Source organism: Azospirillum melinis (genome assembly GCF_013340935.1).
Classification (GTDB): Bacteria; Pseudomonadota; Alphaproteobacteria; order Azospirillales; family Azospirillaceae; genus Azospirillum; species Azospirillum melinis.
In genome coordinates, this window is record NZ_WHOS01000001.1 from 258,666 (window position 1) to 277,875 (window position 19,210).

General features: G+C 68.4%; 16 protein-coding genes. 11 read left to right on the top strand and 5 right to left on the bottom strand.

Annotation, left to right across the window (positions count from 1 at the left end):
• Window position 1: 1 nt before the first annotated feature.
• The gene (locus GBZ48_RS01135) at window positions 2-1,774 is read left to right on the top strand and encodes an acyl-CoA dehydrogenase family protein (RefSeq protein ID WP_174469293.1); all 1,773 of its coding nucleotides are present in this window, start codon (window positions 2-4) and stop codon (window positions 1,772-1,774) included.
• Between the two features lie 7 nt (window positions 1,775-1,781).
• Here the strand turns inward: GBZ48_RS01135 and GBZ48_RS01140 are convergent, their stop codons facing one another.
• Both GBZ48_RS01140 and GBZ48_RS01145 read right to left on the bottom strand, forming a co-directional pair.
• Window positions 1,782-2,243, bottom strand: coding sequence for a DUF4126 family protein (locus tag GBZ48_RS01140; RefSeq protein ID WP_174469294.1), 462 nt, complete (start codon window positions 2,241-2,243; stop codon window positions 1,782-1,784).
• A gap of 48 nt (window positions 2,244-2,291) precedes the next feature.
• Window positions 2,292-3,764 (bottom strand): aldehyde dehydrogenase family protein, encoded by a 1,473-nt coding sequence (locus GBZ48_RS01145; RefSeq protein WP_246306927.1) that lies wholly within the window; start codon window positions 3,762-3,764, stop codon window positions 2,292-2,294.
• A 63-nt stretch (window positions 3,765-3,827) separates the two neighbouring features.
• Between GBZ48_RS01145 and crtI the strand changes: the two genes are divergently transcribed.
• Genes crtI through GBZ48_RS01170 form a run of 5 tightly spaced genes read left to right on the top strand, consistent with a single transcriptional unit; the run spans window position 3,828 to window position 10,066 of the window.
• Window positions 3,828-5,381 carry a phytoene desaturase family protein gene (gene crtI / locus GBZ48_RS01150; RefSeq protein WP_174469296.1) on the top strand — a complete coding sequence of 518 codons (1,554 nt, stop codon included), beginning with the start codon at window positions 3,828-3,830 and terminating at the stop codon, window positions 5,379-5,381.
• Entirely contained in the window at window positions 5,378-6,931 is a 1,554-nt protein-coding gene (locus GBZ48_RS01155) for a phytoene desaturase family protein (protein WP_174469297.1), read from the top strand. Before crtI ends, GBZ48_RS01155 begins: the two co-directional genes overlap by 4 nt.
• 17 nt (window positions 6,932-6,948) lie before the next feature.
• Window positions 6,949-7,803 (top strand): lysophospholipid acyltransferase family protein, encoded by an 855-nt coding sequence (locus GBZ48_RS01160; RefSeq protein WP_174469298.1) that lies wholly within the window; start codon window positions 6,949-6,951, stop codon window positions 7,801-7,803.
• Entirely contained in the window at window positions 7,800-8,957 is a 1,158-nt protein-coding gene (locus GBZ48_RS01165) for a glycosyltransferase family 2 protein (RefSeq protein ID WP_174469299.1), read from the top strand. The genes GBZ48_RS01160 and GBZ48_RS01165 overlap by 4 nt, the downstream gene beginning before the upstream one ends.
• Window positions 8,954-10,066 carry a sulfotransferase family protein gene (locus tag GBZ48_RS01170; protein ID WP_174469300.1) on the top strand — a complete coding sequence of 371 codons (1,113 nt, stop codon included), beginning with the start codon at window positions 8,954-8,956 and terminating at the stop codon, window positions 10,064-10,066. The genes GBZ48_RS01165 and GBZ48_RS01170 overlap by 4 nt, the downstream gene beginning before the upstream one ends.
• A 4-nt stretch (window positions 10,067-10,070) precedes the next feature.
• Here GBZ48_RS01170 and mazG read toward each other — a convergent pair whose 3' ends face one another.
• The 3 genes from mazG to GBZ48_RS01185 all read right to left on the bottom strand — a co-directional run bounded on the left by mazG (window position 10,071) and on the right by GBZ48_RS01185 (window position 13,991).
• The gene (gene mazG, locus GBZ48_RS01175) at window positions 10,071-10,880 is read right to left on the bottom strand and encodes a nucleoside triphosphate pyrophosphohydrolase (RefSeq protein ID WP_174469301.1); all 810 of its coding nucleotides are present in this window, start codon (window positions 10,878-10,880) and stop codon (window positions 10,071-10,073) included.
• A gap of 102 nt (window positions 10,881-10,982) precedes the next feature.
• Entirely contained in the window at window positions 10,983-12,527 is a 1,545-nt protein-coding gene (locus tag GBZ48_RS01180; protein WP_246306911.1) for a sensor domain-containing diguanylate cyclase, read from the bottom strand.
• Between the two features lie 438 nt (window positions 12,528-12,965).
• On the bottom strand, window positions 12,966-13,991 hold the full coding sequence (locus tag GBZ48_RS01185) for an AraC family transcriptional regulator (protein ID WP_174469303.1): 1,026 nt from the start codon (window positions 13,989-13,991) through the stop codon (window positions 12,966-12,968).
• 67 nt (window positions 13,992-14,058) lie between these two features.
• Here GBZ48_RS01185 and GBZ48_RS01190 point away from each other — a divergent pair, with 67 nt between their 5' ends.
• The 5 genes from GBZ48_RS01190 (at window position 14,059) to GBZ48_RS01210 (ending at window position 19,189) form a co-directional block, all read left to right on the top strand.
• The gene (locus GBZ48_RS01190; RefSeq protein WP_174469304.1) at window positions 14,059-15,228 is read left to right on the top strand and encodes an MFS transporter; all 1,170 of its coding nucleotides are present in this window, start codon (window positions 14,059-14,061) and stop codon (window positions 15,226-15,228) included.
• Window positions 15,229-15,410: 182 nt separating this feature from the next.
• The gene (locus GBZ48_RS01195) at window positions 15,411-15,863 is read left to right on the top strand and encodes a MarR family winged helix-turn-helix transcriptional regulator (protein ID WP_174469305.1); all 453 of its coding nucleotides are present in this window, start codon (window positions 15,411-15,413) and stop codon (window positions 15,861-15,863) included.
• Window positions 15,864-15,955: 92 nt separating this feature from the next.
• The gene (locus GBZ48_RS01200) at window positions 15,956-16,873 is read left to right on the top strand and encodes an efflux RND transporter periplasmic adaptor subunit (protein WP_174469306.1); all 918 of its coding nucleotides are present in this window, start codon (window positions 15,956-15,958) and stop codon (window positions 16,871-16,873) included.
• 10 nt (window positions 16,874-16,883) lie between these two features.
• Entirely contained in the window at window positions 16,884-18,983 is a 2,100-nt protein-coding gene (locus GBZ48_RS01205) for an FUSC family protein (protein WP_174469307.1), read from the top strand.
• Window positions 18,980-19,189 (top strand): DUF1656 domain-containing protein, encoded by a 210-nt coding sequence (locus GBZ48_RS01210; RefSeq protein WP_098738583.1) that lies wholly within the window; start codon window positions 18,980-18,982, stop codon window positions 19,187-19,189. Before GBZ48_RS01205 ends, GBZ48_RS01210 begins: the two co-directional genes overlap by 4 nt.
• Window positions 19,190-19,210 lie beyond the last annotated feature (21 nt).

Here is a 19,210-nt window from a genome sequence, read left to right on the forward strand (position 1 = left end):
CATGAGCGTGTATGAACCGCCGCTGCACGCCGTCCGCTTCCTCGTCAACGAGGTGCTGAAGGCTCCCGAAGCGCTCGCCGCCGCCGGGTGGGAGGAGACGACGCCCGACCTGTTCGACGCCGTGCTGGCAGAAGCGGGACGGCTGGCGGTCGAGGTGCTGTTGCCGCTCGACCGGTCGGGCGACGAAGAGGGCGCAAGGGTGGCGGATGGCGGCGTGCGCATGCCGGCGGGATTCCGCGAGGCGTGGCGGCATTGGCGCGACGGCGGCTGGAACGGGCTGTCCGGCGATCCGGCCTATGGCGGGCAGGGGATGCCGGCGCTGCTCGACACGCTGGTGACGGAGATGGTGTGTGCGGCGAACCTCGCCTTCAGCATCACCCCCGGCCTGACCCAGGGCGCCATCCGGGCGCTCGCCGCCCATGGCGACGCCGCGGTGAAGGAGCGCTGCCTGCCGCCGATGCTCGCCGGCGACTGGACCGGGGCCATGGCGCTGACCGAGCCGCAGGCGGGGACGGACCTCGGGCTGCTGCGGACGCGGGCGGAGCCGGTGGGCGACGGCACCTTCCGGCTGGCCGGGCAGAAGATGTTCATCTCGTCGGCTGACCATGACCTGACCGACAACCTCGTCCATCTGGTGCTGGCCCGCCTGCCCGACGCGCCGGAGGGCACCCGCGGCATCAGCCTGTTCGCGGTGCCGAAGCGCTTGGCCGACGGCGCCCGCAACGGCTGGTCGGTGCTGTCGGTGGAGCGCAAGATGGGGCTGCACGCCTCGCCCACCTGTGTGGTGTCCTATGAGGGGGCGGTCGGCTGGATGGTGGGAGTGCCGCACCGCGGGCTCGCCGCCATGTTCACGATGATGAATCATGAACGGCTGTTCGTCGGCGTCCAGGGCATCGGGGTGGGAGAACGCGCGGCGCAGGCGGCGCTCTCCTATGCCCGCAGCCGGGTGCAGGGCAGGGCGCCCGGCGGCAGTGGAGTCGGTGGGGCAGGCAACTCGATCCTGCATCATCCCGACGTGCGGCGGATGGTGCTGACCGCCCGCGTGCTGACCGATGCCGGGCGGGCGCTTGCGGGATGGGTGGCGCTGTGGCTCGACCGCGCCGTCGGGGATCCGTCGCTGGCCGACGAGGCGGAGGATTGGGCGGCGCTGCTGACCCCGGTGGTGAAGTCCGCCGGCACCGATTTCGGTTTCGAGGCGGCAGTGCTGGCCCAGCAGGTGATGGGCGGCCACGGCTATATCCGGGACAATGGCGTCGAGCAGCTGGTCCGCGACGTGCGGGCGACGCAGATCTACGAGGGCACCAACGGCGTCCAGGCCCTCGACCTCGTGCAGCGCAAGCTGGGCCTGCATGGCGGCCGGCCGCTGGGGCGGATGCTGGCTGCGGTGGAGGATGCGGCGCAGGCTCTGGCCGATGATCCTGCGACCATGGATCTGGCGCCCCCCCTGCGCATTGCCGCCGGCCGTCTGCACGGTCTCGCCGGCTGGCTGCGGCAGGAGGATCGCGACCTGCGCGACGGCGCGGCGGGGGCGACCGACCTGCTGCGGCTGACGGCGCTGGTCGCCTATGGCTGGATGTGGGGACTGACCGCAAGTGCCGCTGCCCGGCGGCCGGCGGGATACGACCCGGCGTTCCTCGACGCGCGCATCGGGCTGGCCCGCTTCTTCATGACCCGCCTGCTGCCGGAGACCGCCATGCTGGAAACCCGCATCCGCAGCGGCTACGCCGGGCTGGAGTCGGGGCTGTCAGACCGGCTGGAGGGCGTCGAGGGATAGCCGCCCCTCACGCGGCGGAGACGATCAGCAGAGCCGCGACCAGCGCCACCGCATCCTCCATCAGGGCAGCGGGGCGGTCACGGCCGAAGGCGGCAGCCATGCGCATGCGGGCAGCATAGCCGACCAGTGTGCCCACCACGGCGCCGATGCCGCCGGCCGCCAGACCGCCGATCCAGAATCCGGCATTCGCCCCGATGGCCGCACCGGCGATGGCGCCGCCGGCGATGCGGCTGACGAAGGGGAAGGGCAGCTTGCGGCTGGGAGTGGTCGGCAGCTTGTCGACGATCAGCTCCACCACCGCCATGGCGGTGAAGACCCAGGGCGACACCGGGTGCCCGAGAAAGAACAGCCAGCTTTCCGACACGTCTAGCCAGCCGCCATAAGCGGCCCAGCTGACGACCGCCGGGGCGATCAGGGTGCGTGAGCCGGCGACGGCGCCGATCAGAAAGGCAAGGGCCAAGGCAAGCATCCGGTCATCCATCGTCAAGTTTCGATCATTGGCGGTTGGAGGCCCTCGTCAACCGGCGGACCGTCCGCGCACTGCCTGCACCAGCCGCCGCAGCGCCCCGCCGCGGGTGCCGGGCCCGCCATGGAACAGGCGCAGCGCCGCCAGCATCAGCGCCTCGTCACCGGCGCGCGGCTGGTCGAAATGGGGGCGGAACCGCCCCTTGCGGACCGAGACGGTTTTCACCTGCGTCATCTCCAGCAGCCCCTCGGCGCCACGGGTGACGCCCCAGCCGCTGGCATGCCGCCCGCCGAAGGGCAGGCGCGGGTCGGCGGTCGGCACGATGAGGTCATTGATCGTCACGGTTCCGGCGTCGATCCATCCGGCCAATTCCCGGGCCTGCACCTCCGGCCCGAACACGGATGCCCCCAGCGCATAGGGGCTGCCGGCCGCAACCGTCAGCGCCTCGCCCATGTCCCGCACCGGCACCAGCGACAGCAGCGGGGCGAAGACCTCCGCGCGCAGCAGCGCCATGTCGGGCCTCGCGTCGGCGAGGATCAGCGGCGCCATCGCCGGACTGTCCTCCCCCGGCAAAGCGCCCAGCGCACGGGCTCCGCCCGCCACCGCATCCTGGGCAAGGGCGGCGAGCCGGCGTCCGGTCGGCGGGGACACCGGCACCGCCGGTATCGCGCCGACATGGCGGAGGAGAGCCGCCTCCAGGCCCGCCGCCATGCCATGGGTGACGAACACCCTCCGCGGCGCGATGCAGGTGGCGGAGCCGTTGAGTCGAAGGCCGAAGGCCAGGGCGCGGGCGACCTGTTCCAGGTTCGCACCCGGCAGGACGAAGACGGCGTCGTTGCCCGACAACTCCATTGTCGAAGGCACCAGATGCCGGGCCAGCTTCTCCGCCACCACCCGTCCCGTATCGGCCGATCCGGTCAGCACCAGCTTGTCGATGCCCTCCTCGATGGCCTCCGCCACCGCGGCGGCGGATTCGTCCAGCACCCGGAACAGCCCTGGCGGCAGTCCGGCCTCCTCCAGCCAGGCTCCAAGCAGGATCATCGGCGCGCTGCACGCCGGGGCCGGCTTGACCAATACCCGGTTTCCGGCCGCCAGAGCCTGGACCGCCTGAACGCCTGGCAGCAGCAGCGGGTAATTGGCCGGACCGACGATCAACACGGTGCCGACCGGCTCCCGCCGCACCTCCGACTCCACCCCGAACAGCCAGACCGGACGGCCGCGCCGGCCCAGCCTCTTCGGCGCCAGCAGCCTGGACGCTTCCCGTTCCAGAAACCGGCAAGCCTCCGCCAGCGGCAGGATTTCGGCGCTGACGCTCTCGGCAGCGGTTCGAGCCGGGCGGGTTTTCAATGCTTCGACGAGGTCTTCCGCACCGGCGGCGATCCGGTGGCGGAGTTCACGAATGGTGGAAAGGCGTAGAGAAATATCTCGTTCGGACCATGCCGTAAAGCCGACCACCTCCCGAGGGATCGCTCTTCTTATCCAAGGAGATAAGACATCAGGAGAGGGGTTTTTGTTGCGATCCATTTTCGACCTAGCTTCGTAGAGATCACGACTGAATTTTGCAGCGCAGGAGCGTTTGGCAAGCGGATGGAACGACAAGTCGTGATCATCGGCGCGGGACCGGGCGGATTGGCATCCGCAATGCTCCTGGCGCTCACCGGAGCGAAGGTGACGGTGCTGGAACGGCAGGATCGCATCGGCGGCAGGTCGGCGGGCTTCTCGCTCGACGGCTACCGGTTCGACAGCGGACCCACCTTCTTCCTCTATCCCCGCATTCTGGAGGAAATCTTCGAGGCCTGCGGACGGCGGCTGTCGGACGAGGTCGACCTGATCCGCCTCGACCCGCTTTACCGGCTGGTGTTCGAAGGCGGCGGGGAACTGCGCGTCCATGCCCAGGTGAAGGCGCTGATGGCGGAGATCGCCAGGCTCAGCCCGGGCGACGCCGACGGGCTCCCGCGCTTCCTGGCCGACAACCGGGCGAAGATGGAGCGTTTCCGCCCGGTTCTGGAATCCGATTTCTCCAGCCCCTGGGCGCTCGCCTCGCTGCCGATGCTGAAGGCCCTGGGCAGGCTGGCGCCGCACCGTTCGGTGGACCGCGACCTGTCCCGCTATTTCCAGGATCCGCGCATCCGCCTCGCCTTCTCGTTCCAGAGCAAATATCTGGGCATGTCGCCTTTCCGCTGCCCCAGCCTGTTCACCATCCTGTCCTTCCTGGAGCATGAGCACGGCATCTTCCATCCCCGCGGCGGAACGGAATCGGTGATGGAGGCGATGCGCCGGGTGGCGGAAAGCCTGGGCGTCACCGTCCGGCTGAACGAGACGGTGCGCCATATCAGGTTCCAGGGCCGACGCGCCGTCGGTGTGCGGACGGACGCCGGCGACTATCCGGCCGATGCGCTGGTCATCAACGCCGATTTCGCCCGCGCCATGACCACGCTGGTGCCAGACGATCTGCGCCGGCGCTGGAGCGACGCCCGCCTCGCCACCAAGAAATTCTCCTGCTCCACCTTCATGATGTATCTCGGCATCGAAGGCAAAGTGGACGGGCTGGACCACCACACCGTCTATCTGGCGGAGGATTACGCCCGCAACCTCGCGGAGATCGAGGAGTGCCGGGAGTTGCCGCGCCAGCCGTCGATCTATGTGCAGAACGCCTGCGTCACCGATCCCGATCTGGCGCCACCGGGCGGCAGCACGCTCTACATCCTGGTGCCCGTCGGCCATCAGCGCGGCCACATCGACTGGAAGGCGGAGGCGCCGCACTACCGCCGGCTGGTGCTCGACCGGCTGTCGGGCTTCGGCCTCGCCGATCTGGAGCGCCGCATCCGGGTGGAGCGGGTGGTGACGCCGGCCGACTGGGACAGCCAGTTCGCGGTGCATCGCGGCGCCACCTTCAATCTGGCGCACAGCCTGGACCAGATGCTTCACCGCCGTCCGCGCAACCGGTTCGAGGATCTGGACGGCGTCTATCTGGTGGGCGGCGGCACCCATCCCGGCAGCGGCCTGCCGGTCATTTTCGAAGGCGCACGCATCACGGCGCGGCTGCTGGCCCAGGAACTGGGCCTGCCGACGCCTTGGCGCACAAAGACCATGGGTTTGTCCGGCATGCTGAGGCAGGCCGTTGCAGGGGGGATGGCATGACGGATCGGATCGCGGTGATCGGTGGGGGCCTGGGCGGGCTGGCGGCAGCGGTGGTGCTGGCGGCGCGCGGGCACAAGGTGACCCTGCTGGAAAAGAACGCCTGGGTCGGCGGCAAGGCGGCCGTTCTGGAGGAAGGCGGGTTCCGCTTCGATATGGGGCCGACCATCCTGACGGTGCCGCGCGTCCTGCGCCGCATCCTGGAGGAGGCCGGCTGCGATCTGGACCAGGAGCTGGACATGGTCCGGCTGGAGCCGCAATGGCGCTGCTTCTTCGACGACGGCACGGTGCTGGACCTGTCGGAGAATGTCGGAACCATGGCGGCGGAGCTGGACAGGCTGGCGCCCGGCCGCGGGGCGGGGGAGGGCTACCGCCGCTTCCAGGCGATGTCGGAACGGCTGCACGGCATCTCCGAACGCTTCTTCTTCTGGAAGTCGGTGGAGGATCTCGGAGACACGCTGAACTTCCGCAACAGCTTCAACGCCAGCACCCTGTCGGACGTGCTGGCGCTCCGCATGGGCAGCACGGTCGCCGGCACCATCCGCGGCCATGTGCCGGATGCGCGGGCGGCGCAGATGCTGGACCATTTCACCCAGTATGTCGGATCCTCGCCCTACGGCTCTCCGGCGGTGCTGTGCGCCATCGCCCACATGCAGACCAATGACGGCGTCTGGTATCCGATGGGCGGCACCCGTGCCGTGCCGACGGCGCTGGAGCGGGTGGCGAGGCGGCTCGGCGTGGAAATCCGCACCAACACCGGTGTTCGCCGTCTTCAGGTTGAACGCGGCCGGGTGGTGGCGGTCGAGACGGACGGCGGCGAACGCATCCCGGTTTCGGCCGCCGTGTCGAACATGGATTCGGTCCGCACATATCAGGAACTGATCGGCGGACCGCCGGCCAAGCGCTTCGCCAAGCGCCGCAGCTACGAGCCGGCCTGTTCCGGCGTGGTGTTCTATCTGGGCCTGGACCGCGCCTACGATCATCTGCTGCACCATGACTTCGTCTTCTCGCGCGATCCGGAAGAGGAATTCGACTGGATCTATCGCCAGGGGGAACCGGCGCCCGACCCGACCTGCTACATCGCCGCCCCAGCCCGCACCGAGCCGGGCGTCGCACCGGCGGGCGGCGAGGCGCTGTATGTGCTGGTCCACACCCCCTATCTGCGCGAGCGTCACGACTGGAACCGCATGCTGCCGGCCTACCGCCGCGTGGTGTTCGACAAGCTGAAGCGCACCGCCGGCATGCCCGATCTGGAAGACCGCATCAGGGTCGAGCATGTGTTGACGCCGCAGGACATCAACGACCGCTACAATGTGCTGAACGGCGCCATCTATGGCTTGGCGAGCCATGGCCGCTTCATGGGCGCCTTCAAGCCCGGCAACCGTTCCCGCGATGTGGAAGGGCTTTATTTGGCCGGCGGGGCCGCCCATCCCGGACCGGGCATGCCGATGGTGCTGATGTCGGGTTGGATCGCCGCCGACAGCCTCGACCAGGATATGCGCGACGGCGTCCATGACGGTGCCGGGGCAGGCTCCGCGCGCGCCGTGGCCTGACGGAAGGCGGCAGGAGGATGACGGACGATCCGGTTGCGTTACGGTCCCGGTTGCTCTGCTGGTTCTTCGGCGGGGTCATGGCCCGGCGGCTGCGGCGCGGCTTCCATGCGGTGCGGCTGGCGCGGCCGGGCTGGCCGGCCCTGCCGCCGGGCCGTCCGGTCATCGTCTATCTCAACCATCCATCCTGGTGGGATCCGGCGCTGCTGATCGTGATGGGCACCACCCGCTTCCGCGGCCGGCCGGGCTATGGGCCGATCGATGCGGAGATGCTGCGCCGCTACCGCTTCATGCGCCGCATCGGTCTGTTCGGGCTGGAGCCCGGCCGTGCCGGAGCCGTCTCCTTCCTGCGCAACGCCGAACACATCCTGGGCGACCCGCGCGCCATGCTGTGGATCACGGCGGAAGGCGCCTTCACCGATCCGCGCCGCCGCCCGGTGACCTTGCGGCCGGGCATCGCCCATCTGGTCCGCCGCATGCCCACCGCCCTGGTGGTGCCGCTGGCGGTCGAATACCCGTTCTGGGACGAGCGCACGCCGGAGGCGCTGATGCGGTTCGGCCAACCCTTCGAAGCTGCCGCCCTTGCCGGTCTGCCGGTGCAGGACATCGCGGCGGAACTGGAAGGGCGGCTGGAGGCGGTGATGGATCAGTTGGCGCTCGATGCGCAAGGCCGCGACCCGGCGCGTTTCCTGACGCTGATCGAGGGAACGGTCGGGGTCGGCGGCATCTACGATCTGTGGCGCCGGCTGCGCGCCCTGGCCGGCGGACAGAGCTTCTCTCCGGCCCATGGCAGCCGGGAGGAAGGCGGCCGGCAAGGGAGCAGCCGGCAAGGCCCGGCGCGGCAGGAGATGCGGCAGGAGATCGAGGGCCCATGAGCGTCATCGTCCTGATCGCCGCGCTGTCGCTGATCCTGGCCCTGCTGCCGCTGGGGCAGGGGATCGTGAACCTATTGCTCTACCGCCGCCCGACCGCCGAGCCGCCTCCGGGCACCGCCGTCAGCATCCTGATCCCCGCCCGCAACGAGGAAGCCGGCATCGCAGCCGCCGTCGATGCCGCCCTGCTCAGCCGCGGTGTCGATGTCGAGGTGGTTGTGCTGGATGACCACTCCACCGACCGCACGGCGGAGATCGTCCAGGCCATCGCCGCCCGCGATCCGCGCGTCCGTCTGGAGAGCGCGCCGCCGCTGCCGCCGGGCTGGTCGGGCAAGCAGCATGCCTGTCAGATGCTCGCCGGTCTGGCGCGGTACCCGGTTCTGCTGTTCCAGGACGCCGATGTGCGGTTGTCGCCCACCGCCGCCCGCCGGGTCGGCGGCGCTCTGTTGGCGGGCGAAAACGGTCTGGTCAGCGGTTTCCCGCGCGAGGAGACCGGGACGCTGGCGGAAGCCCTGGTGATCCCGCTGATCCATTTCCTGTTGCTGGGCTATCTGCCGATGGCGGCGATGCGACGCTCGACAGACCCGCGCTTCGGCGCCGCCTGCGGCCAGTTGATCGCTGTTCGGCGGGATGCCTATCTGAAGGCCGGCGGCCATGCGGCCATAGCGACGTCGCTGCATGATGGGGTGACGCTGCCGCGCGCCTTCCGCCGGGCGGGGCAGGGCACCGACCTGTTCGACGCCACCGGTTTTGCCCGCTGCCGCATGTACCGCGGCTGGCGCGAGGTGTGGTCCGGCTTTTCCAAGAACGCGACGGAGGGAATGGCGACCCCGGCCGCCCTGCCGGTCTGGACGCTGCTGCTGTTCGGCGGCCATGTGATGCCCTGGATCCTTCTCGGCTGGGCGGCGCTTCGTCCACTGCCCATTTCGGCGGTCGTGCTGGCGGGGCTGGCGGCGGTGGCCGGGCTGCTCTTCCGCCTGCTGCTGGCCGTCCGCTTCCGCCAGAGCGTCATCGGCGCCCTGCTGCACCCGGTCGGCGTGCTGATCATGCTGGCGATCCAATGGTCGGCCCTGCTGCGCGCGCGCCATGGCAAGCCGTCGGAATGGCGCGGCAGGGCCTATCCGGCCGCGCCGGGGCCGGGACAAGGTGCTCCATGACGCCCTGGCTGCGCCGCCATGGCCACCGCATCTTCCACCCGCTGGCCGGGGCCGATACCGCCACGCTGGCAAAGGTGCTGCGCGATGGCGGCGGTGTCGGGCCGCTGCACCTGCATCGCGTCGCGACCGCGCTGGGCGCCGCCGCAATCCGCGCACCGCTCGACCTGTTGGAGCGGCGGCGGGTGACAGGGCTGGTCGGGCAGGGCAGGGCCGCCGGGCCGCCGCCGCTGTTCATCCTCGGCCATTGGCGCAGCGGCACCACCCATCTGCTGAACCTGCTGGCACAGGATGCGCGGTTCGCCGCCCCCGATCCGCTGGCGGTCGGCCTGCCCTGGGGTTTCCTCGGCCTGAATTCCTTCTGGCGCGCGCGGCTGGAGGAGTGGCTGCCGCCCGACCGCATCATCGACGCCATGCCGGTCGATCCGACCTCTCCGCAGGAGGACGAACTGGCGCTGGCCCTGATGCAGCCGCTGTCCTACTATCACGGCATCTTCTTCCCCAGGCACCTGCACCGCGCCTTCCGCCAGGGCGTGCTGTTCGAGGGGTGCCGGCCAGAGGCCATCGCGCTGTGGCGCCGCCGGATGGACCATTACCTGAACAAGATGCAGATCCAGTGCGGTGAGCGGCGGCTGCTGATCAAGAATCCGGCGCATACGCCGAAGCTGGCGGAACTGCTGGCGCTGCGGCCCGATGCCGTTTTCGTCCACATCCACCGCGACCCCTATGAGGTCTTCAGTTCGACCCGGCGCATGCTGCTGACCCTGCTGCGGGAATTCTCGCTGCAATCCTACGATCCGCGGGCGGTAGACGATCTGGTGCTGGATCTGTATCCGGCGATGATGGCCCGGTTCAACCGCGACCGGGCGCTGCTGCCTCCCGGCCGGCTGGTGGAGATCCGCTACGACCGCTTCGTCGCCGATCCGCTGGAGACGCTGACCGGGATTTATGACGGGCTCGATCTCGGCTCCTTCGCGCCGGTGCAGCCGAAAATGGAACGCTATCTGGCAAGCGTGCGCGATTATCGCCGAGCCCGGCACGATCTTGAGGATCCGGCCCGCCGCGCGGTGCGCCGCCGGTGGGCCTTCGCCTTCGACCGCTGGGGCTACTGACGCGTCAGGCTTCGCCGCGCTCCTCGCGCTTGGCCTGCTGCCACATGGCTTCCATCTCGTCCAGCGTGGCATCCTGCGGCTTGCGTCCTTCGGCGGACAGCAGCGCCTCGATCCGGTGGAATCGGCGTTCGAACTTGGCGTTGGTGCCACGGAGCGCCGTTTCCGGCTCCACCTTCATCCGGCGGGCGAGGTTGACCAGCGCGAACAGCAGGTCGCCCAACTCGTCCGCCACCCGCTCCTGCGCCGAACCGGCGTCCATCTCGGCCCGCAGTTCCCGCACCTCCTCCTCGATCTTGTCGAGGATGTCGCGGGCGTCGGTCCAATCGAAACCGACCCGCGCGGCGCGATTCTGCAGCTTCAGCGCCCGGGTCAGCGCCGGCAGCCCGGCGATGACGCCTTCCAGCGCCGACGGCGCCCGGCCTTCCTCGGCGGCCTTGGCCGCCCGCTCGGCCGCCTTGTGGTCCTCCCAGCGCGAAGTCTGCTGGTCCGACGATTTTACCTCCTCCGGCCCGAAGACGTGGGGATGGCGGCGGATCATCTTGTCGGTGATGACGCCGGCGACCTCGTCGAAATCGAACAGCCCCTCTTCGCGCGCCATCTGGCTGTAATAGACGACCTGGAACAGCAGATCGCCCAGTTCTTCGCGCAGGGCGGCCTTGTCGTCCTTCTCGATGGCGTCGGCGACCTCATAGGCTTCTTCGATCGTGTGCGGCGCGATGGTGCGATAGGTCTGCTCCAGATCCCACGGGCATCCGCCGTCGGGATTCCGCAGCCGCGCCATCACGTCGAGCAGCCGGTCGATGTTGCGGGTCATGTCGTGCCGTCTCCGATTGCCGGGAGGTGAAGGTCCGCGACGATAGCCGAGCGGAGCGGGCGGTGGAAGCGGCGAGGGTGGACGCCGTTGTAGACTGGCAACCTAGGCGGAGCCGCCGCCGACCGCATCGACCGACGCCTTAGCCGGACGCCCATGTAGGCCGATCTGCCCGCGTCCATTGCGCTTGGCGGCATACAATGCCTGGTCGGCATAGCGCAGGACCGTATCGAAATCCGTGTCGTCGACCGGCCACAGCGCCATCCCGATGCTGCACCCGATGCCGATTTCCGCCTGCTCCAGCCTTATCGGAGCCGACAGCGAGGCGATGATGCGGGCCGCGACCTCCTGTGGCGTCAGCCAGTCGGCCTGCGCAAGCGCCAGACAGACCAGAAACTCGTCGCCACCGAGCCGGATGACCTCGTCGCCGTCACGCACGCAGTTGAGCAGCCGGCGCCCGACCTCCGCCAGCACGGCATCGCCGACATGGTGCCCGTGGCGGTCGTTCACCGGCTTGAAGCCGTCCAGGTCGATGCAGAGTGCCGCAACCGCCGGGCGCCTGCCGGGCGGCAGGTCGGCCAATTCCCGAACCCTGGCTTCGAGGTACCGGCGATTCCCCAGGGCGGTGAGTTGATCCTTGTAGGCGAAGCCGTGCAGGGTGGCGCCCATGTCGTGGATCGCCTGCGCGGCGTTGCCCATCTCCCGTGTCTGGAATCCGGCTGCGGCGCTCTTCGAGACGGAATCGATCCGCCCTGCCGACAGGTCGGTGGCGGAGCGCTGGAGATCGCGCAGCCCGCGCAGGACAAGGACATCGAGCAGGAACCAGACGCCGGCAACGATCGTCGCGACGACGCCGGCCAGGATCGCGATGCCCCACATGATCTTGCCGTTCACCTCGTCGAGGACGAGATCGCGTGGCACCCCGACAGCGATCCGCCCGCCGGTGTCCGCCAGCTTCGCAAAGCCGATGATCCGCGGGTGGTCCTCGAAACCGGGACGTTCGATGATCCCGCTGTCGGCCTTGAAGATCGCGCGGGTGACCGGATGGTCGGCCATGGGCCGGCCGATCAGGGCGCTCGGCCCCGGTTCCCGCGCCAGGATGGTTCCTTGGGCGTCGAACAGGGTCACCGTGGTGCCGGGAGCCTCCGCGGCCTCTCTCGTCAGGTCGCCGAGCCATTTCAGATCCAGTCCCGTCAGCAGAACCGCCCTGACGGTTCCATCCTCATCGAGCAGGGGCAGGGCGGCGGCGAGAAGGGGTTTGCCGGATCCGCGTCCGATGCGGAAATTGCTGGTGCTGAAGGACTTCGTGGCCAGCGCCAGCATGAAGTAATCCTGATCGGCCACTGTCGTCACCGGGCTGCTGCCAAGTCCCGTCCGGCAGAGAATCCGGCCGTCAGGGGCGGCGACTGCAAAGCCGGTGCTCCAGGGCTGGAACGCCATGGCCCTGCGCAGGGGCGGGCCGCAATCCTCGGACCCGTCCCCCCGGACCTCGGGGATCAATGCCAGCGTCTGCAAGGTCTCGCGAACCCGCGCGATGGCATCGGCCTGCTGGGATGCGCCTTGCTCGGCAAGCATCAGAACACGTTGACGGGCATGCTCGATGTCGGTGTTCCACTGCTGCAGGTAGAGCGACAGAACAAGACCAATCAATGGCAAGAATGCGGTTACGATGAAAATCTCGAGTCGGACACGCAGACCCATACCGCCCCAGATATTCATTATGGATTTTCTTACAGACCCAATGAACATGTCATTTCCAGAACGGCGGGAGTATTTCGATGGTCGAGGTTCAAAACACCACAGGTAAGCGATTGAGCAAAAAGATTGGAGTTACAGTTGCACCAAAGCGTCCACTGTCCGAAGGGACGCTCCGGACCCTTCATAGAGCCGGTTGGAGAGACCGTATGCCTTCAGCATTTCGAAAATGCCAGTTCTTCTTGTTAAATCTGCTTAGGCTTGATGCAACCCGGCCATGCTGTCGGGATTTTGGCCGATCATTGACATCCGTTCGTTGCGAGGGACTGACAGTTTGACATTGCGCCTACATTGCGCCTACAGACAAAACGCACATAATGCACATTATGGAAATCATATCGATGGACCGGGCGATCTGTTGCGGGCTGCCCCCGGCGGTTGTCCCGTCACCCGTTTGAAGGCACGGCTGAAGGCGGCCTGCGAGCCGTAGCCCAAGCGGTAGGCCGCGGTCTCTATCGGCATGTTCTCGCGCCCGATCCATTGCGCTGCGAGCCGCATCCGCAGTTCGGTGACATACTGGAGCGGCGTCATGCCAGTCACCGCCAGAAAGCGTTCGGCGAAGACGGACCGCGAGCTGCCCATTTCGGCGGCCAGCTGGGCGACCGTCCAATCGCGGCCGGGATCGCGGTGAAGCGCGGCGATGACACGCCCCAGCCTGGGATCGCGCAAGGCCTCCACCCAGCCGCGGGCGTCGCCGCAGCCGCATTCCACCCAGCCGCGCACGATGAAGGCCGATACGACGTCGGCCAGCCGCGCCAGGATCCCGGCGAAACCGGCGCGCTCGGTCCGCGCCTCCCGTTCCATCGCCTCCAGCATCGGAAGGATTTCCGGATAGCGGTCGAGCAGGGTGCCGACCAGCATCATTTCCGGCATGAGGCCGATCAGCGGGTGCATGGCACCGAGGTCGAATTCCATGCAGCCGCTGAAGATCACCGTGTCCTTGCTGCGGCAGGTGTCCGCCGGGCAGGACTTGATGCTGCCGACCGTTTCACACAGCGCCGCTTCGTCGAAGCTGCCCAGATCCAGCCCCTGCCCGTCGGCATCGGAGACCAGATCGTGGACACCGCCCCGCGGCAGCAGAACCGCGTCGCCGGCATGCAATTCATGCAACAGTCCCGTTCTGCCACGCAGCACGGCGGTTCCACAGGCAATGAAATGGAACTGCGCCCTGCCCTCGTCCCCGCCGAAACGAAGACCGAATGGCGGAGCGAACTGCAACCGACGGTACTTGACCCCGTAAAGCCGCATGCCGAGCAACAGCTCGCTGACAGCATCACGCGACGGAGGTGCTGAGGATTGTCTGGGGACGGATATGGGCATGTCCAGACTTTCGATCAAAAACTTCGGACGGTATGGCATGGATCGTCCGGCTCTTCAAGTTTAGCCTGCAATGCAGCAAAAACACCTTCGAACGAGGGAAAGAGACATGAGCGATGTGACGAAGCCGGCCTGGGGCGCGGTCTTCTCGATGTCCATGGGTGTGTTCGGGCTGGTCGGAGCGGAGTTCCTGCCCGCCAGCCTGTTGACGCCGATGGCGGCCGACCTCGGCGTTTCGGAAGGGCTGGCGGGACAGGCGGTGACGGCAACCGCAGCCGTTGCGCTGGTGACCAGCCTGCTGATCGCCACGGCGACCCGTAGGGTCGACCGGCGGGTCGTGCTGCTGGCATTTTCCGTGTTGCTGATCGCCTCCAATCTCGCAGTCGCCTTCGCGCCGAATCTGCCGGTCCTCCTGGTCGGGCGCGTGCTGCTGGGCATAGCGATCGGCGGTTTCTGGACCATGGCCGCGGCGACGGCGATGCGGCTCGTTCCGCCCGATCTGGTGCCCCGCGCCCTGTCGATCATCTTCAGCGGCGTGTCGGCGGCTACGGTGTTCGCGGCTCCGCTCGGCAGCTATGTCGGCGGGTTGATCGGCTGGCGGCCCGTCTTCCTGCTCGGCGCCGTCCTCGGCCTCCTTGCCCTGGCGGCACAGGCGGCGACGCTTCCGCGCATGGCACCGAGCGGGGATGCGCGGTTGCGCACTCTGCTCGATGTGCTGACGCGGCCAGGCATCGGCATCGGCATGCTGGCCGTGGTCCTGGTCTTTACCGGGCATTTCGCCTTCTTCACCTACATCAGGCCGTTCCTCGAAACGGTGACCAGCGTCGGGCTCGACGGCGTTTCCGGCATACTCCTGGGATTCGGACTCGCCAACTTCGTCGGAACCGCACTCGGCGGCATGCTTCTGGAGCGCAACATGCGCCTGACGCTGGTTGCCATGCCCCTGTTGATGGCGCTGCTCGGCCTGGGGCTGGCAAGCATGGGCGGCTCGCCAACCATCGACACGGTGCTGGTGACGCTGTGGGGGCTCGCCTTCGGAGCGGTTCCGGTGGCATGGTCGACATGGATCACCCGTGCAGTGCCCGACGAGGCGGAGAGCGCAGGCGGCCTGATCGTCGCCGCGGTGCAACTCGCCATCGCCACGGGAGCCGCGGCGGGAGGAGCCATCTTCGGAGTCAGCGGCGTGACCGGGGTGTTCACCATGGCCGGAGCGGTGCTGCTGATCGCCGTCCTGACCATTCTGCTCGGCGTCCGCACCCGGGCGGTCGAGACCGCCTGAACATCGCTTCCCCAACCGGTACGCCCGGAGGGGAACCATCTCCCGGCCCCGCCGGTCGCCACGCAGGCGACCGGCGGGGCCGTCGTGTTTTTGCATTGCGTCAATCCAGCCATGCGGCGAACGGGGCCTCGGGACCACACCTGCCTCTTGCCGGATTTAGATAGCAAAACTATTAAATAGGAATGCTACAAGATAAGGCTCTGCGCCTTCCCCCGAATTTCGGCCTTCACCTGTTCCGCGCCTCCCATCTGTGGCGGCGGGCGGCGAACAAGGTGCTGGCGGACAGTGGTTTTTCCGCATCGGCCATCACGCCGCTGATGCTGCTGGCCGAACTTGGCGATGGGTTGCGCCAACGCGAGCTGGCGGAGGAGATGGGCGTCGAAGGCCCGTCTCTCGTCCGTGTGCTCGACGGACTGGAAAGCGCTGGGTTGCTGGAGCGGCGCGAGGATCCCTGCGACCGCCGGGCGAAAACCCTGCACATGACCGATGCCGGCCGGCACCTGCTTGTGCAGGTGAACGAAGCGCTGAACGACGTCCGCCAGCGCCTGATGGCGGAAGCGGCGGAGGCCGATGTCGAGGCCTGCTATCGCGTGCTTTCCATCATCGAAGCCAACGCCAAGCGTGAACAGACCTGATCGTGCCGTGTTCTCCGGGGATGCGCGCCATGGCCGGTGCCGGCTGCGGCGACCTCCGGTCGCATCGGTGCGGTGATTGAGGAACCAAGACCGTGACACTCTTTCCTTCCTTCCGGACGGTGGTCCGGATCGCCGTGACCCTGTTGGTGACCGTGGCGGCGGCCGGCGGCGGGCTGTGGCTGTGGGATTATTACATGAACGAGCCCTGGACCCGTGACGGCCGCGTCCGTGCCGACATCGTCCAGGTATCGCCCGACGTCGCCGGTCTGGTGACCGACGTGCGCGTGACCGACAACCAGCTGGTCCACAAGGGCGACCTGCTGTTCGTCGTCGATCCCGGCCGCTACAGGCTGGCGGTGGAACAGGCTCAGGCCAACCTCGACAGCGCCAAGGCGGAACTGGCCTACCGCACCGCCGAAGCCCGCCGGTACGAGCAGCTGGGCACCAATGTCGTCTCCACCGCCCAGAAGCAGGAGGTGGCGTCGGCCATGTCCAAGGCCGCCGCCGCAGCCAAGCAAACCGAAGCGGCGCTCGATCTCGCCCGCTTCAACCTGGAGCGGACGGAGGTCAAGGCGACGGTCGACGGCTATGTCACCAACCTCCAGATGAAAACCGGCAACTATGTCGCCGCCGGTCAGGCGGTAGTGGCGCTGATCGACAGCCATTCCTTCTATGTCATGGGCTATTTCGAAGAGACCAAGCTGCCGCGCATCCATGTCGGCGCTCCGGTTTCCGTCCGCATCATGGGGGCGGGCGCCGATCTGCGCGGCCGGGTCGACAGCATCACACGCGCCATCGTCGACCGCGACCGGGCGGAGGGCACGGGACTGGTCGCCAACGTCAACCCGACCTTCAACTGGGTCCGGCTGGCCCAGCGCATCCCCGTGCGCATCGCATTGGACGAGGTGCCGGACGGTCTGCAACTGGTCGCCGGCCGCACCGCGACCGTGTCGGTGATCGGCTCTCCGGACGGCTCGGCGAAGGTCGCACAGTTGCCAGCCGGGCAGTGAGCGCACCGCCATGCCAAAAGCATCCTCCTGGGCCCCTTCCCTCGACGAGCTGGTCTTCTCGCTGAAGTCCTTCGCCGCCTCCATGCTGGCGCTCTACATCGCCTTCGGCATGGGCTTGCCGCGGCCTTTCTGGGCGATGCTGACCGCCTATGTGGTGTCGAGCCCGCTGTCTGGAACCGTGCGATCGAAGGCGGTCTACCGCGTCGCCGGCACGGTCGTCGGCTGCATTGCCGCCATCGTCCTGACGGTCGAGCTGGTCAACGCGCCGGAACTGCTGTCGCTGGCGGTCGGGCTGTGGGTCGGCGGCTGCCTGTTCATCTCGCTGCTGGACCGCACGCCGCGCAGCTATGCCTTCATGCTGGCCGGCTACACCGCCGGCCTGATCGTCTTCCCCGGCGTCGCCAATCCGGAGGCGATCTTCGACACCGGGCTGGCCCGGGTCGAGGAGATCATCCTCGGCATCGTCTGCGCCACCGTCATCCACAGCGTCATCCTGCCGCGCGGCATGGGGCCGGTCCTGCTCGGCAAGCTCGATGCCTCGCTGCGCGATGCGGAACGCTGGACGCTCGACGCGCTGGAGCAGGTCGCCACCGACGCACGGCTGCGCGACCGCCACAAGATGGCGACCGATCTGACCGAACTGCGGGTGATGACCACCCACCTGCCCTACGACACCTCCGACCTGCGCTGGATGACCCGGCCGATGCGGGCCTTGCAGGACCGCATGGTCTATCTGCTGCCGGTGTTGACTGCCGTGCATGACCGGCTGGGCGCGTTGCGCCGCCCGGATGGCGCGATGCCGCCGGATCTCGCGCCGATGGTGGCCGCGGTCCGCGATTGGATCGCCGCCGGTGCCGCCGCCAATCCGGCGGACGCCGTCCGGCTGATCGACCGGCTCGACCGGCTGGAAGCGGCGGAGTCCTCGCAGGCGACGGACGGCTGGGAGGCCGCGACCCGCTTCAGCTTCATCCGCCGCCTGCGGTCGCTTGTGGAAATCCACCGCGATTGCCGGGACCTGCGGGCACACCTGGCCACGGGCGAGCAAGCCCTGCCCGACCATCTCGACCCGCTGGCCCGCAAGCGCTCGCACGGCGTCTTCCATCTGGATCACGGGATGGCGGCATGGTCGGCGGCAGCGGCCCTGCTGGGCATCACCAGCGTCTGCGCCTTCTGGATCCTGACCGGCTGGTCGTCCGGATCGGCGGCGGCGATGATGGTCGCGGTCTTCACCTGCTTCTTTGCGTCCTTCGACGATCCGGTGCCGGGCATCCGCCTGTTCCTGGTCTACACGATGGCCTCGCTGCCGCTGTCCGCCTTCTATCTGCTGGTGGTCCTGCCATCCTTCGACAGCTTCCCGATGCTGGCGCTCTGTCTGGCGCCGACGCTGGTGACGCTGGGCGTCTTCGTTGCGCGCCCGGCGACGATGGGCAAGGCGATGGCGCTGATCTTCGGCGTCGGCGGCTCGCTCAGCCTGCTCGACACCGGCAACGGCGATTTCGCCTCCTTCCTGAACAGCAGCATCGGACAGATCGTCGGCATCGTCGGCGCCATGCTGGTCACCCGCATGTGCCGGTCGGTCGGTGCGGCGTGGAGCGCCCGGCGCCTGCTGCACATCGGCTGGCGCGAGATCGCCGATATGGCCCGCACACGTGGGGTACCGGCCAATGACGGCTTCGAAAGCCGCATGCTGGACCGCGTCGGCCTGCTGTCCGCCCGGCTGGCGCAGGCCGGCGGCTCGGTGGATGTGGACGCCATCGATGCGGTGCGCGACCTGCGGGTCGGGTTGAACATCGTCGAGCTTCAGCGGGCGCGCCCGGTGCTGGGCCGTGCAGGCGGAGCGGCGCTGGACCGGCTTCTGCGTGGCGTCTCTGTTCATTTCCGCGCCTTGTCGGCCAAACGGCCGGACCCGGCGCCGGCCGAGCTGCTGGGCAGCATGGACGAGCTTCTGTCCGCCATCGGCACCGCCCAGCCCTGCCCCGAGCGTGACCGGGCCGTGGTGGCGCTCGCCTCGCTGCGGCGCAGCCTGTTCCCGGGCGCGGCCCTGGAACCGCCGCCTCTGGCCAACGAGGAGATCCCTCAGACGATGCATCAGGAAAGGGCACGCGCATGATCGGCGAAATCGATGTCTACGGCCTGTTCCTGCCGCCGCTGCTGATCATGGCCGTGGTTGCCTGGGCGGTGTCGGCGCTTTTGCGGCGGGGGCTGCGCGCCATCGGCGCCTATGGCTGGGTGTGGCACGCGCCGCTGTTCGACTTCGCGCTCTATGTGCTGGTGCTGAGCGGGCTTGCCGGCCTGTGGTCGGTCTGGTCGGCCTGATGCGATCCGGCGGACCCGTTC